This window comes from Pseudomonas sp. GW821-FHT09A09 (genome assembly GCF_059418405.1).
In genome coordinates this window covers 1-14,330 of record NZ_JBWKPU010000028.1, presented here as the reverse complement: position 1 = coordinate 14,330, position 14,330 = coordinate 1, and the positions used below count along the sequence as shown (strand labels likewise).

13 protein-coding genes are annotated in these 14,330 nt (G+C 63.5%); 8 read left to right on the top strand and 5 right to left on the bottom strand.

Going from position 1 to position 14,330, the window contains the following annotated elements:
- Genes AC07OV_RS21905 through AC07OV_RS21885 form a run of 5 tightly spaced genes read right to left on the bottom strand, consistent with a single transcriptional unit; the run spans window position 1 to window position 4,745 of the window.
- Window positions 1–621 carry a lysophospholipid acyltransferase family protein gene (locus tag AC07OV_RS21905; protein ID WP_176994555.1) on the bottom strand — a complete coding sequence of 207 codons (621 nt, stop codon included), beginning with the start codon at window positions 619–621 and terminating at the stop codon, window positions 1–3.
- A gap of 9 nt (window positions 622–630) precedes the next feature.
- Window positions 631–1,074 carry a hypothetical protein gene (locus tag AC07OV_RS21900; RefSeq protein ID WP_176994554.1) on the bottom strand — a complete coding sequence of 148 codons (444 nt, stop codon included), beginning with the start codon at window positions 1,072–1,074 and terminating at the stop codon, window positions 631–633.
- A complete protein-coding gene (locus AC07OV_RS21895; protein WP_495092965.1) occupies window positions 1,064–2,362 on the bottom strand; it encodes a phosphatase PAP2/dual specificity phosphatase family protein in 1,299 nt (432 codons plus the stop codon). The genes AC07OV_RS21900 and AC07OV_RS21895 overlap by 11 nt, the downstream gene beginning before the upstream one ends.
- A gap of 2 nt (window positions 2,363–2,364) precedes the next feature.
- Complete coding sequence (locus AC07OV_RS21890) at window positions 2,365–4,113, bottom strand: bifunctional alpha/beta hydrolase/class I SAM-dependent methyltransferase (protein WP_495092964.1); 1,749 nt, start codon at window positions 4,111–4,113, stop codon at window positions 2,365–2,367.
- Window positions 4,114–4,124: 11 nt separating this feature from the next.
- Window positions 4,125–4,745, bottom strand: a complete 621-nt coding sequence (locus AC07OV_RS21885; protein WP_178924211.1) for a CDP-alcohol phosphatidyltransferase family protein — start codon at window positions 4,743–4,745, stop codon at window positions 4,125–4,127.
- Window positions 4,746–5,066: 321 nt separating this feature from the next.
- Here AC07OV_RS21885 and hflK (AC07OV_RS21880) point away from each other — a divergent pair, with 321 nt between their 5' ends.
- The 8 genes from hflK (AC07OV_RS21880) (at window position 5,067) to cfaB (ending at window position 14,237) form a co-directional block, all read left to right on the top strand.
- Window positions 5,067–6,992, top strand: coding sequence for a protease modulator HflK (gene hflK / locus AC07OV_RS21880; RefSeq protein WP_495092963.1), 1,926 nt, complete (start codon window positions 5,067–5,069; stop codon window positions 6,990–6,992).
- A 9-nt stretch (window positions 6,993–7,001) separates the two neighbouring features.
- Entirely contained in the window at window positions 7,002–7,988 is a 987-nt protein-coding gene (gene hflC, locus AC07OV_RS21875) for a protease modulator HflC (RefSeq protein ID WP_495092989.1), read from the top strand.
- Window positions 7,985–9,019, top strand: a complete 1,035-nt coding sequence (gene hflK, locus AC07OV_RS21870) for a protease modulator HflK (protein ID WP_495092962.1) — start codon at window positions 7,985–7,987, stop codon at window positions 9,017–9,019. Before hflC ends, hflK (AC07OV_RS21870) begins: the two co-directional genes overlap by 4 nt.
- Window positions 9,016–10,902, top strand: a complete 1,887-nt coding sequence (locus AC07OV_RS21865) for a cation-translocating P-type ATPase (protein WP_495092961.1) — start codon at window positions 9,016–9,018, stop codon at window positions 10,900–10,902. The genes hflK (AC07OV_RS21870) and AC07OV_RS21865 overlap by 4 nt, the downstream gene beginning before the upstream one ends.
- A gap of 116 nt (window positions 10,903–11,018) precedes the next feature.
- Window positions 11,019–11,273, top strand: a complete 255-nt coding sequence (bufA2, locus tag AC07OV_RS21860) for a BufA2 family periplasmic bufferin-type metallophore (RefSeq protein ID WP_176994547.1) — start codon at window positions 11,019–11,021, stop codon at window positions 11,271–11,273.
- A gap of 67 nt (window positions 11,274–11,340) precedes the next feature.
- On the top strand, window positions 11,341–12,186 hold the full coding sequence (bufB, locus tag AC07OV_RS21855; protein ID WP_495092960.1) for an MNIO family bufferin maturase: 846 nt from the start codon (window positions 11,341–11,343) through the stop codon (window positions 12,184–12,186).
- Entirely contained in the window at window positions 12,177–12,965 is a 789-nt protein-coding gene (locus AC07OV_RS21850; RefSeq protein WP_495092959.1) for an HvfC/BufC family peptide modification chaperone, read from the top strand. The genes bufB and AC07OV_RS21850 overlap by 10 nt, the downstream gene beginning before the upstream one ends.
- Window positions 12,966–13,052: 87 nt before the next feature.
- Window positions 13,053–14,237 (top strand): C17 cyclopropane fatty acid synthase CfaB, encoded by a 1,185-nt coding sequence (cfaB, locus tag AC07OV_RS21845; RefSeq protein WP_494999172.1) that lies wholly within the window; start codon window positions 13,053–13,055, stop codon window positions 14,235–14,237.
- Window positions 14,238–14,330: the final 93 nt, after the last annotated feature.

Below are 14,330 nucleotides of genomic sequence, written 5' to 3'. Positions count from 1 at the left end.
TCAGACGTGCTCCGGGGCAAGGGCGAGCAGCGCGTCGCGGGTGCGGGTGAGGAACGCGGCTTTGTCTTCGCCCTCTTCCAATTGCAGCGGTTTGCCGAAGCTGGTGGTGCACAGCAGGGGCAGCGGCAACACGCGACCCTTGGGCATGACGCGGTTGAGGTTGGCAATCCACACCGGGATCAATTCGGCCTGTGGGTAACTTTTCGCCAGGTGATAAAGCCCGCTCTTGAACGGCAGCAAACCGTCTTCCAGGTTGCGTGTGCCCTCGGGAAAGATGATCAGCGAATCGCCTGCCTCCAGGGCGCTCAGCATGGGCTGCAGCGGGTTATCCACAGGGTCCTTGCGTTCACGATCGATCAGCACGCCGTTGAACACGCGGTTGATGATGTAGCGGCGCAGGGCGCTTTTGTTCCAGTAATCGCTGCCGGCCACCGGGCGCGTGAATTTGCGCAGGTTCTGCGGCAGCGAGGCCCACAACAGCACAAAGTCGCCATGGCTGCTGTGGTTGGCGAAGTAGATGCGTTGCACCGGCACCGGCGCGCAACCGAGCCACAGGCTGCGGGCGCCCGTGACGGTACGGGCCATGGAAGTAATCAGCGTGGCGACCACGGGTTCGAACATGGGGATTCCTTATCCGGCGAAAGGCAGCCAAGGGCTGGCGAGGACCACGCCCAGGGTCAGCAGCGCTTGTGCACCGAGCAACCAGGCTTGTTTGCGCAACAGTTTGAGGGCGCCGCGACGGCGTTCGCTCCAGGGCCGGCCAACGCGCTTGGCCGATTGCAGGCCTAGGTCCACCAGCGCCTGGTCGAGGTCCGGGGTGCGTGCGGTGTCGCGGGCCAGCAGGGCGAACAGGTCGGCGTCGAACGCCACGCGCAGCGCCCAGTACTTTTGCAGCAGCCCCAGGATGATCATCCACAGGGCGAGCAGCAGGCAGAGGGTCGAGATACTTGCCAGTAACAGTTGAGCAAGACCAAACAGAAAGCCGAGCAGTGTCAGGCCTGTGGATAACTGATCCAGGGAGCGGCCACGGCGCAACAGGCTGGCGACCACCTGGAGTTCCATATCAGCGGGCATGGGGCAAACCCTCCAAAGCTTCGCGGTGAGCGAGGTGCAGGACCACCTGGGTCCGCGCTGTACGAATAATAGCCAGTGCCTCGTCCACCGTGCTGGCGCGACCTGTGTGCATCAGCCAGGCGGCCACGGCAGTGGCGCTGCGCGAATAGCCGAGGGCACAGCACACCAGCAGCGGGCCGTGTGAGCGCAGGCGTTCGATGGCTTGCGCAGCCTGCAGGCATTCGGCGGGCGTGGGCGCGATCAGGTCCAGCACAGGAATGGATTGATAGGCGCGGCCCTGTGGATTAATCGGTAATTCGGCGCACAGATCGACGATTGCCTTGAAGGGCGCCTGCTCGTTCGTTGTAGGAATGCGCCCGAGCCAAACGTTATCCACAATCAGGTCCGGCTGTGGATGCTTGCGTGTCCACAGGCGTGAATTGATCCACGCGGCCGCCAAGTACGGTGCGTACAACCAACGCGCGGCGGGCGTGAGTCGGCCATCGGCGCGTTTCTGGAAGCCTGAAGCACCGAGCACGAAGTAGTTGGCCTTGATCAACGCCAGGGAAACCACCGGCCACAGTATCCACAGCCAGGCGCCGCGCAGCACCCAGGCCAGAATCACCAGGAGCGCCGCCCCCAGGCCATAGCGCGCACCGATTTTCCAGCGTTGTACGTCCCGCGTCAGTCGCACATTCAACAATGGGCTGGGATGGTCCACCGGCCATAACCACACGCACAGCCAGCCAGCGAGGGCGCCTGTGGGTAAGTCGATAAAGTGATGTTGATAAGTGGTCAGCACTGAGATCCCGATCAAGGCGAACCAGCCATGCACCAGCACACGCCAGAGCCCCTGGGTATGACGCTGGTACATCACCCACAGGATCACCAGCAGCGCGATATGCAGCGACGGCGCCTGGTTGAACGGCTTATCGAAACCGGCCAGCACTGCAAACAGCCAGCCGAACACGCCGTCCAGCTCAGGCCGCTCAAAGGTGAAACGCAGCGGCCAGATCAGGAAGCAACTGACAGCGATCACCTGGGCCGTCAGCAAGCGCAGTGCGTGCTGCTTGAGTTCATGGCGGGTATTGGGCAGCAGCAGGGAAAAGCCGTAGAGCAGGTCGATGGACCAGTAGGGCACGATGGTCCATGCCCAGAAGGGCATGTGGGTTTCCCAGTCGAACACCAGGGTGCCGACGTCGCTGCGCTGGCTGGTGACCCACGTGGCAAAGCCGTAGGTGCTGAAAAACAGCGGTGCCAACACCAGCAGCCACAGGACGGCGGGCTTCAACAGGCCGGGTTCGCGCATGCTTAGATCTTCTGCGCCAGGGACACGGTGAAAATGCCCCACTCATCCACGCGTTGGGTGATCTTGCGGAAGCCGGCGGCTTCCACTAACTGGTCCATTTCCGCCTGGCTGCGACGGCGCATCACCCAGGCCTGGCCCTGGCGGTGGCTGGTCAAGGCGCGAGCGATCAGTTCCAGTTGCGGGTGCCAGGGCTGGCCGGTGTAGACCAGATAGCCACCCGCCTCTACGGCCTCAGCCAGGCCAGCCAGGGAGCCGCCGACCATGCCGTTATCGGCGAACAATTCGTACAGCCCGGACACCACCGCCAGCGTCGGCTTGGGGTCCAGCGCCGCGAGGTCGGCGCGATCAAAGGCGTCACCTTTGACGAATTGCGCGATATCGCCCAGGCCTTTTTCGCGGATCAACGCGCCACCGTCACGCACGTTGATGTCGCTGTAGTCGCGCAGCAGGATCGATTCCGGCAGTGGCGAAACGCCCTGCAAGGCTTCGAGGATGTAACGTCCATGGCCGGCGGCGATATCGACGATGCGCACTTCACGGCGGTCATCGCGCAACTTGGCCATGGCCAGGCGCAGCAGCTCCTCGACGTTCAATTTGCGCTGGCGAATGCCACGCCAGCCGATGGAGTTGAGGTAGTTGGTGTCGATCATCCGCCCCAGCCCGCCCTTGCCGGTGGGCGTGTTGCGGTACACGTAATCCAGGGTGCTGCCCGAGTCGAAGCCGGTGTCGAAGCCCAGCTTCACGCCGTCCGACAGGCTTTTGCCCAGGCCCATGCTGGCGCGGGTGAGGCGCCAGTACAGGTCGCGCAGGGAATTGCGCGGCAGTGGCGCGGCGAGGGCTTCGGATTCGGCGCAGGTGGCGCCCAGCTTGTCGGCATCCAGCAAGGACGCGCGGTCCAGCGGGTAGGTGAAGTTTTGCAAGATAAAGCGCCTGGCGCTGCTCACGGCGGTGGCCCGGTCGCGTTCGCCGAGGGTGTCGTGGAAGAAGCCCGGGAGAATGTGCAGCTCTTTTTTCAGGCTGCCGAGGCGGTCGAAAAACTGCTGCTGGGGTTTGCGGTGCACCACGAAGTCGGCGCCAGACACCAGCACTTGGGTCGGCACCTGGATCGCCTGGGCATCGGCGACAACACGGTCGGCCGCTTCATACAGGCCCAGCAGCACGTTCACCGAGATGGCCTTGGTGATCAGCGGGTCGCTGTCGTAGGAGGCTACACGCTCCGGGTCATGGCTGAGGAACTTGGCCTTGACGTAGCTGTTGACGAAAAAATTGCCGCGAAACTTGCGCATCAGCGCCAGGCCCGGGCGGGCGAAGGGCACGTACAGCTTGACCTTGAAGGCCGGGGAGGCGAGCACCAGCGCGCGGATCTTCGGCGCGTAATCGTGCACCCAGGTGGCGGCGATCACGGCGCCGACGCTTTGGGCGATGACCGCGAGGTTTTCTTCCTCAATGCCGTAGGTGGCGCCGATGTGGTCGCAGAAGGTCTGCACGTCGCGGGCGCTGGTGGCGAAGCTTGGGCTGTCGCCGCGCTCCCCGGGCGACTGGCCGTGACCACGGGCGTCCCAGGCAAAGAAGTCGAATTGCGGCAGGTTCAGTTCATCCACCAGGTGCGCAATGCGCCCCGAGTGCTCGTGGCCGCGATGGAACAGCAGGATCGCCTGGCGCGGCCCGGTGGTGTCCGTGGCCGGCCAGTGGCGGTAGAAAAGCTCGACGCCATCATGGGTACTGAAGGTGTGCTCTTGCTGTTCGCGCATCGCAAAAATCCTTATGCAATCGGAGAGGTGTGTTCTTCTTTGAGGCCTTGGCGCACACGGTTGACCAAGGTGTAGGCGAGCAGGGCGGCGACCAGCCACATCACCGTGTTGACCCAGCCGGCACCCAGCCAGCCCAGGGCGACGCCGGTGGCCAGCACGCCGAGTACGAACGCCCGGTCGCTCTTGCCCATGGGCCCGTCGTAACGGCGTGACGCACCGACCATCGGCCCGAGTACACCGGCGTATTCGCTGAACACCGCCAGCAGCGCCACCAGCAGCACGGGAATGAGGCTGACGCCGGGGATCAGCGCAAACGGCAGGATCAGTGCGCTGTCGGCGATCACGTCACACAGTTCATTGAGGTAGGCACCCAGTCGCGACTGCTGGCCGAATTCCCGGGCAAGCATGCCGTCGATGGCATTGAGGGCCATGCGCAGGATCATCCACAGCGGGATCAGCGCGAACAGCCAGAGATGTTGGGCAAATGCAGCGATCAGTGCGCCGACCAGCAAGGATACGACGCCGGCCAGCACGGTGATCTGGTTGGCCGTGGTGCCATTGTCGTAGAGACGCTGCACAAGCGGGCGCAGCAGGTTTTGAAAACGCGGCTTGAGTTGGTAGATCGAAATCATGGGGGGTGACGCTTCCTTGTCCGTGGACCCGCGAAAAACTGTTTCGGAGTGTGCCGATTAATCACGGCCTGCACCAGTGATGGCTCGTGTTTATGGGGGTTTAGTCACAGTGATAGCGCTATGTAGGAGCTGGCTTGTCGGATCGCCGCACCGCAGCGATGCAGGCACCTCGGTTTATCAGCTGCACCGAGTCGATGCCATCGCAGGCAAGCCAGCTCCCACAAAAGCCTGATCCCACAGGGGATTTACGTTGTATTCGGACAAAAATTTCACGCTCCGTGTTATATCGTAACTAATTGTGTGTTAACGGGCGTTGAGTGGATGCAAGTGGATCTGGAAGCTGACGGCGCTTCGGTGGAAGGCCTTCCGCGTTTTCAACAGGGGGTGTTTCACGCCCGTCGATTGCGCCAAGCCGGCATCAGCCTGACAACCCTGGCCGTGGCCGGTTGGATACTGGCGCTGTTTGTTGCCCTGTTTGCCCCGCTGTCGATCTGGCCGGTGGTGTTGATCACCTGTTCGTCGGCGCTGCTGGTGCTGGTGGCCGGGTTGCAATCGGCGTGGTGGGTGGCTGATTGGCGTGCCCAGGTGCTGGAAGAACCCGCGGAGCCACTGATTGAGCCGCCCGCCGATGAAGCGGCGGGGTATTCGCGCCTTGTCGGGCGTTTGCGCAGTGGCCTGCTGGCCCAGATTGGCGCGCCAGTGCTGTGGCTGGCAGGTTGGTCGTTGCTGGCGCTGGTCAGCCTTATTGAGTTCTGGAACCTGGCCTTGCCCGCTGCGCCCGTCGGCCAATCGGCAAGCATCGGTGCCGCGCTGGCGTTGGCCTTGGCGTTCGGCTTGCTGGTGTTCGAGCGCCGCCTGGCCCAGGAGTCCGTTGCCCAATGGCCGGAAGCTTCGCCACTGGCGCAATTGAGCCGGGTGGCGATTACCTGCCTGGTGGTCAGTGCGCTTTGTTTGCTGTTTGCCGGTGCGGAGTCTGTGTGGCCGCTGCGCCTGGCCGTGCTGGTCGGCCTGCTGCCGGGGCTGGTGGCCGTGGAGTTTTTGCTGCGGGCCGTGCTTTCGCTGTTCAGCCCACGCCAGCCACGCCTCGAACCGCGCCTGATGGCGCAGAGTTTTATCGCCGGGCTGCTGCGCTGGCCGCCGCAACCCCTGCTGGCCTTGCAGCACGAACTGCACAACCGCTTCGGTATCGATCTGCGCCAGATCTGGGCGTTTACCTACATGCGCCGGGCGTTTCTGCCGGTGCTGCTGGTGGTGCTGGCGGTGGGCTGGTCTTTGACCGGCGTGCATGAAGTGCCCCTGCAAGGCCGTGGGATTTATGAGCGCTTTGGCAAACCCGTGGAAGTGTTCGGCCCCGGTCTGCACGCCGGGTTGCCGTGGCCGTTGGGCCGGGTGCTGAAGGTGGAAAACGGCGTGGTGCATGAGTTGGCGACCAGCGTCAGCGAAGCCTCCACCCCTGAGTTGGCACCCGCCGAAGGCCCGGCCCCGCTGATCGCCAACCGGTTGTGGGACGCCAGCCATGTGAATGACAAATCCCAGGTCATCGCCAGCAGCAGCGGCGACAAGCAGGGCTTCCAGATCGTCAACATGGACGTGCGGTTCGTCTACCGCATCGGCCTGACTGACCGTGCTGCACTCGCCGCCACCTACAACAGCGCGGATGTGCCGACCCTGATCCGCAGCACCGCCAGCCGCATCCTCGTCCACGACTTCGCCTCGCGCACCCTCGACGAATTGCTCGGTGAACAACGCACACGCCTAGCTGATGAAATCGGCCGCGCCGTGCAGGCCGACCTGCAAAAGCTCGACAGTGGCGTCGAAATTCTCGCCACGGTGGTGGAAGCGATTCACCCACCGGCGGGTGCCGCCAACGCGTATCACGGGGTGCAAGCGGCGCAGATCGGCGCCCAGGCGCTGATTTCCCGCGAACGTGGCGCGGCCAGCGAGCAGACCAACCAGGCCCAGTTGCAAGCCAGCACCGTACGCGATGAGGCCCAGGCCACGGCGCGCGAAGTGAACGCTGGCGCCAGAGCGGCCGACCTGCGCTTTGCCGCCGAACAAAAGGCCTACGCGACGGCGGGCCAGGCGTTCGTGCTGGAGCAATACCTCGGCCAGCTCAGCCAAGGCCTGGCCCACGCCAAGCTGCTCATTCTGGATCATCGCCTGGGCGCCGACGGCGCGCCGACGATCGATCTGCGTTCTTTTACTTTGCCGGCTGACCCTTCGGTGCCGCGTAAAGCCGTTCAATAAGGAGTCTGTCTGTTGAGCGCTCATTCTCACGACCATCATCACGGCCATCACCACCACCATCATCACGGTGATGAACACGCGGCGGGCCCGTTCCCTTGGCGGCGCATGGCCTGGGCGGTGCTGCTGGTGCTGTTTGCAGTGGCAGCCGCCAGCCTGGTGCAAGTGCGTTCCGGCGAGGCCACGGTGATTACCCGCTTCGGCAACCCGTCCCGTGTGCTGCTGGAACCGGGCCTGGGTTGGCGTTGGCCGGCGCCGTTCGAGGCGGCGATTCCGGTGGACCTGCGCCTGCGCACCACCTCCAGCGGCTTGCAGGACGTGGGCACCCGCGATGGCCTGCGCATCATCGTGCAGGCTTACGTGGCGTGGCAGGTGCAGGGCGACGCCGACAATGTGCAGCGCTTTATGCGCGCGGTGCAGAACCAGCCTGATGAAGCGGCGCGGCAGATTCGCACCTTCGTCGGCTCGGCTCTGGAAACCACCGCCGCGAGCTTTGACCTGTCCAGCCTGATCAACACCGACGCCAGCCAAGTGCGCATCGTTGATTTCGAAGCGCAATTGCGTCAGCAGATTGATCAACAATTGCTCACCACCTATGGCGTGCGTGTGGCGCAAGTGGGCATCGAGCGCCTGACCTTGCCGTCGGTGACGCTCACCGCCACCGTCGACCGCATGCGCGCCGAGCGTGAAACCATCGCCACCGAGCGTACTGCCGTGGGCAAGCGTGAAGCGGCGCAGATCCGTTCGGCTGCCGAGCGTGATGCGCGCATTGTGCAAGCCGATGCCACGGTGAAAGCCGCCGATATCGAGGCGCAATCGCGGTTCGAGGCGGCGCAGATTTATGGTCGCGCCTACGCCGGGAACCCGCAGCTGTATAACTTGCTGCGTTCCCTGGATACCTTGGGCACGGTGGTGACGCCGGGCACCAAGATCATCCTGCGCACCGATGCCGCGCCGTTCCGCGCCTTGGTGGACGGGCCGAAGGACGTCCAGCCATGACCGAGCGTGACAGCCCGGACAGCCCTTGGATCCAGGCCGGGCGCCTGACCTTCCTGGCGCTGTACGCGGTGACCGTGCTGGCGGCGTTGGCCTGGGCATTTTCCAATGTGCGCCAGATCGACCCGCAAAACCGCGCCGTGGTGCTGCACTTCGGCGCCCTGGACCGGATTCAGAATGCCGGCCTGTTATTGGCCTGGCCGCAACCGTTCGAGCAGGTTGTGCTGTTGCCGGCCGCCGACCGGGTGATCGAGCGCCGGGTAGAAAACCTGCTGCGTTCCGACACTGCGATCCAGGCCGACCGGGTGGCCAGTTTTGCCACGCCGTTGAGCGACGCCCTGGCCGGCTCCGGTTACCTGCTGACCGGCGACGCGGGTGTGGTGCAACTTGATGTGCGGGTGTTCTACAAAGTCACCGAGCCCTACGCGTTTGTGCTGCAGGGCGAGCATGTGTTGCCAGCGCTGGATCGGCTGGTGACACGCAGCGCCGTGGCCCTGACGGCGGCGCGTGACCTGGACACTATTCTGGTGGCGCGTCCCGAACTGATCGGCACCGACAATGGCGCCGCCGAGCGCCGTGAGCGGCTGCGCGGTGACTTGGTACAAGGCATCAATCAGCGCTTGGCTGAATTGGCCTCGACGGGCCTTGGGCTCGGCATCGAGGTGACCCGCGTCGACGTGCAATCGAGCCTGCCGGGCCCGGCGGTGAATGCCTTCAACGCGGTGCTGACCGCCAGCCAGCAGGCCGACAAAGCCGTGGCCAATGCGCGCACCGAGGCCGAAAAACTCACCCAGACGGCCAACCAGCAAGCCGACCGCCTGGTGCAGGTGGCCCATGCCCAGGCCAGCGAGCGCCTGGCCAATGCTCAGGCGCAAACTGCCACGGTCGCCAGCCTTGCCCAGGTCAAAGACCCGGGCTTGCTGCTGCGCCTGTACCGCGAGCGCTTGCCGAAGATCCTCGGCCAGGCCGGCTCGGTGACCACGGTCGATCCTAAAGACGACTCCCGCTTGATCATTCAGGGAGCCGAGCAATGAGCGCACCCATGCTGACTTCCGCCGAGCAGCGCAGTGCTGCCCGGCAATTGACCCTGGCCATGCTGGCCCTGGGTTTGCTGGTGCTCGGGCTGGTGTGGCGCTGGCTGGCACCGGACCAGACTGGCGTCAGCCAATTGTTGCTGGGCGTGGCCTCGTTGCTGGTGGCCGTGCCGGTGATGCGATCGGCCTGGTACAGCCTGCGTTACCCGAGCCTGCATGGCATCACTGACCAGCTGATCGCGTTGGCGATGATGGGCGCGTGGGCCACGGGTGATCTGCTGACTGCTGCGTTGCTGCCGATCATCATGATCTTCGGCCATGTGCTGGAAGAGCGCAGCGTGATTGGTTCCCAGGAAGCGATCCACGCATTGGGCAAGCTGACCCGCAGCCATGCGCGGTTGGTGCAGGCCGACGGCAGCATTGTTGAAGTGGACAACGGCACGCTGAACACCGGGGATATCGTCGAAGTGCGTGCCGGCGACCGCGTGCCCGCCGACGGGGTGGTGCTGTCCGGCCAGGCGAGCCTGGACACGGCGCCGATCACCGGCGAGTCGGTGCCGTTGGAGGCCAGCGTCGGCGTGCAAGTGTTTGGCGGGGCGATCAACCTGGATGGCCTGCTGCGCCTGCAAGTGACCCGTACCGGCAATGAGTCGACCCTGGGCAAAGTCATCGCGCTGATGCAGAACGCCGAGCGTTCCAAGCCGCCGATCACGCGGCTGCTGGAGCGTTATGCCGGCAGCTATATGGTGCTGGTGTTGTTGCTGGCGGCGGTGACCTGGTTTGTGACCAACGACGCGCAGGCAATGCTGGCGGTGTTGGTCGCTGCGTGCCCGTGCGCGTTGGTGCTGTCGGCGCCGGCCACGGCAATTGCCGGGATTGCGGTAGCGGCGCGCCATGGGATTTTGATTCGCAGCTCGGCGTTCCTCGAAGAGCTGGCCGACCTGACCTCCCTGGTGGTCGACAAGACCGGCACCCTGACTTACGGCACCTTGCGTCTGCAATCAATCGAGACAAGTGCGCCGGATCGCCAGGTGCTGCTGAATCTAGCGGCCAGCCTGGGGTCGGCCAGCAGTCACCCGGTCAGCCGGGCGTTGGCAGGGCTGGCGACCCAGGAGCAGCTGCTGGTGCTCACGGATATTCGCGAGCGCCAGGGCCTTGGTGTGGTGGCCCAGACCGAGCAGGGCGAAGCGGCGTTGGGGCGCCCGGAGTTGTTCGAGCAGTTGGGCATCGTCACCACTGCGGTGCCGAATCACGATGGCCCGATTGCCGGGCTGGCGCTGGACGGGCAGTTCCTCGCCTGGTTGCTGCTCGCGGACAGCGTCAAGCCGGAAGCCCGCCAAGCCCTGCAAGAGTTGCGGGAGTTGGGCCTGGGCCGGCAATTGCTGCTGACGGGCGACCGCCAGAGTGTGGCCGATAGCCTGGCGCTGGACGTGGGCATCAGCGATGTCGAGGCCCAGGCGCTGCCGGAAGACAAGCTCAACCGGGTGCTGGGTGAAATCGGCAACGGCTTCCGCCCGATGGTGGTGGGCGATGGGATCAACGATTCCCTGGCGCTCAAGGCCGGGGTGGTGGGCGTGGCGATGGGAGCGGGCGGGGCGGATATCGCCCTGGCGTCGGCAGACGTGGTGTTGATCGGCAGTGACTTGCGTCGCCTGGGCACCTGCGTGCGCTTGAGCCGCCAGTGCCGGCAGACGCTGCAGGTCAACGTGATCATCGGCCTGGGCTGGACGCTGGCCATCGTGGTGTTTGCGGCGTTTGGCTGGTTGGGCGCGGCGGGCGCCATGATCGCGGCGGTGCTGCATAACCTCAGCACGTTGCTGGTGCTGGGCAACGCCGGGCGTTTGCTACGCTTCCAGGAGCCACTTTTGAAGCTCGACGAATAATTTTCAGAAATATTTGCACACGGCTGTAACGCCGATGAGGGACCTCACTCTAGTGGTATGTCGAGACTGAACAATCCGTTTGGACCGACACCCCTACCGATCATGAGGATACAAAAATGAACTTCAAATCCGCTGCTGCTGGTGCCGCCCTCGCAATGGCCGCCGCTACCATGTTTGCTGGTGTTGTCACTCAGGCTCAAGCCGCTGACATGTCTGTGCACTGCTACGGCATCAACGCCTGCAAAGGCCAGAACGACTGCAAAACCAAGGACCACGCCTGCAAAGGCCAGGGTTCTTGCAAAGGCCAGGGCTTCAAAGTTCAAGCCAGCGCTGATGCTTGCACCAAGGCTGGCGGTACCGTCGGCGAATAACCGGCAACCGAGTGCTCCCGCAGCGGGTGCCCCCCACCGCTGCGGACACTTTGCCCAGGAGTGTCTGATGTCCGCTTCTCTTCCGAGCCTGGGTTATGGCCTGGGTCTACGCAGCGAGTACTACCAGCAGATCCTTGAACAGTCGCCGGCCGTGGATTGGTTCGAAGTGATCTCCGAGAATTATCTGGTGCAGGGCGGCAAAGCCTTGTACTACCTGGACGCGATAGCCGAGCGCTATCCCCTGGTGATGCATGGCGTGTCCCTGTCTATCGGCGGACCCCATGCCCTCGATACCGATTACCTGAAACAGCTCAAACAGCTCGCCCAGCGCATCCAACCGGCGTGGGTGTCCGATCACCTGTGCTGGAGCCGCGGCAGCGCCCATCAATTGCACGACCTGCTGCCCCTGCCTTACACCGAAGAAAGCCTGTACCACGTGGCCGGCCGTGTGCGCCAAGTGCAAGACGTATTGCAGCGCCCGTTGGTGCTGGAAAATGTCTCCAGCTACGTACGCTCCAAGGCTGATGAGTTCACCGAGTGGGAATTTCTCAACGCGCTGGCTCACCTGACGGGCTGCCAGTTGTTGCTGGACGTCAACAATGTGTACGTCAGCTCGCGCAACCATGGGTTCGATGCCTGGACGTTCATCCGCAACTTGCCGCCTGACAGCATCCGCCAACTGCACCTGGCCGGGCATATGGACTACGGCGACTATGTGGTCGATACCCATGACCACCCGGTGTGCGATCCGGTGTGGGCGTTGTACCAGCAGACGTTGGAGCACCTGGGGCCGGTGTCGACCTTGCTGGAACGCGACGACCATTTTCCGCCGTTCGAAGAGCTGCTCACCGAACTGAGCAAGGCCCGTGAACTGGGGGCTTCGGCATTGGCCAGGAGGTCGTTATGCGCCTGACCGATTGGCAGCTGGCGTTCGAACAGCATCTGTTGTCCGAGAATTCCGTCGCCAATAGTGGGTTCACCGCTACGTTATTGGGCGGGCCGACGCTGGATGTGGACACGGGCCTGGCGATTTATCACAACGCCTACGTGTCGCGGTTGCAGGAGGTGTTGCGGCATGACTTCGGCGCCATCTGGTATTGGCTGGGGGATGACGAGTTCGCGCTGTTGACCCACGCTTATGTGCGTCGTTATCCGTCTGCCCATTACAGCCTGCGCTGGCTGGGCGAGCGTTTCCCGGCGTTTATCGTGGAGCACCTGGTGGCTGAACAGAGCGCACCGCTGGCCGAGCTGGCGCGATTGGAATGGGCATTCACCCTGGCGTTCGATGCGCCGCAGGGCGAGCCGCTGACCCTCAATGACATGGCGCAACTGGCGCCTGAAGAGTGGCCAGGCCTGCAGGTGAGTTTGGCGCCGTCGGTGCAGCAGAGGCTGTGCCACTTCAACAGTGTGGCGATCTGGCGTGCCAGCAAGGATGAGTCGGACTTCCCCGACAGCCAGGCCCTGGCACTGCCGCAGGTTTGCCTGGTGTGGCGTCACCAGAATGTGTGTCATTACCGCAGCCTGGAACCCGCTGAGGCGAGCGCATTGGCCGGCATGGTGACCACTGGCTGGAATTTTTCAGAACTGTGCGAGCAGTTGCTAGTCACTTATGCAGAGGGTGCGCCACTGCAAGCGGTGACGTGGCTGAAACAGTGGATCCAGGACGGTTTGCTCGAGCGCCGAGCCCCATAGAGGAACGCTATCAAATCGATAGCCTCCTACTTTGTCTTCGGATGGTCTACCCTCACTCCAGACGTCTGAAACAAGGGGGGACTACTCATGCTCGCGCAACTTCCACCGGCCTTACAGAATCTTCAGCTACCGCTGCGTCTTCGACTCTGGGACGGCCATGAATTCAACTTGGGCCCCGAGCCCAGTGTGACCATCGTGGTGAAGGACCCCACGGTCGTGACCAAGCTGACCCATCCCACGCTCGATTCATTGGGCGAAGCCTTCGTCGAGGGCAAACTGGAGCTGGAAGGCTCCATCGCCGAGGTCATCCGGGTGTGTGACGAATTGAGTCACGCCCTGATCGAAGACGACGAGGGGAGTCGTCCGGTGCGCTCGATCCACGACAAGGCCACTGACGCAGCGGCTATTTCCTACCATTACGACCTGTCCAACGAGTTCTACCAGCTGTGGCTGGATCAGGATATGGCGTACTCCTGCGGTTACTTTGAAACCGGCAGCGAATCCATCGACCAGGCCCAACAAGACAAATTCCGCCACCTGTGCCGCAAGTTGCGCTTGCAGCCGGGCGAGTATCTGCTCGATGTCGGCTGTGGTTGGGGCGGGCTGGCGCGGTTTGCGGCGCGGGAGTTCGGGGTCAAGGTGTTTGGTATCACCTTGAGTAAAGAGCAGTTGGCGTTAGCCCGTGAGCGGGTGAAAGCCGAAGGTCTGGAAGACCAAGTCGACCTGCAACTGCTCGACTACCGCGACCTGCCGCAAGACGGACGTTTCGACAAAGTGGTCAGCGTGGGCATGTTCGAACACGTGGGCCACGCCAACCTGGCGGAGTACTGCAAGACACTGTTCGGCGCGGTGCGTGAAGGTGGCCTGGTGATGAACCATGGGATTACCGCCAAGCACACCGATGGCCGCCCGGTGGGGCGTGGCGCTGGCGAGTTTATTGAGCGTTATGTGTTCCCCAATGGCGAGCTGCCGCACCTGGCGATGATGACCGCTGAAATCAGCGAAGTCGGGCTGGAAGTGGTGGACGTTGAAAGCCTGCGCCTGCACTACGCGCGCACGCTGGACCATTGGAGCGAGCGTTTGGAAGACAATCTGGAAGCGGCAGCCAGGATGGTGCCGGAGCAGGCGCTGCGAATCTGGCGGCTGTACCTGGCCGGTTGCGCCTATGCGTTTGCCCGGGGCTGGATCAACCTGCACCAGATATTGGCGGTGAAGCCTCACGGCGATGGCAGCCATGAATTGCCGTGGACGCGGGAAGATATCTACCGCTGATTGACTGCAACACCGTAGATCCAAAAACTGTGGGAGCTGGCTTGCCTGCGATGGCGGTGTATCAGGACCGGATAAGTCGACTGATACACCGCT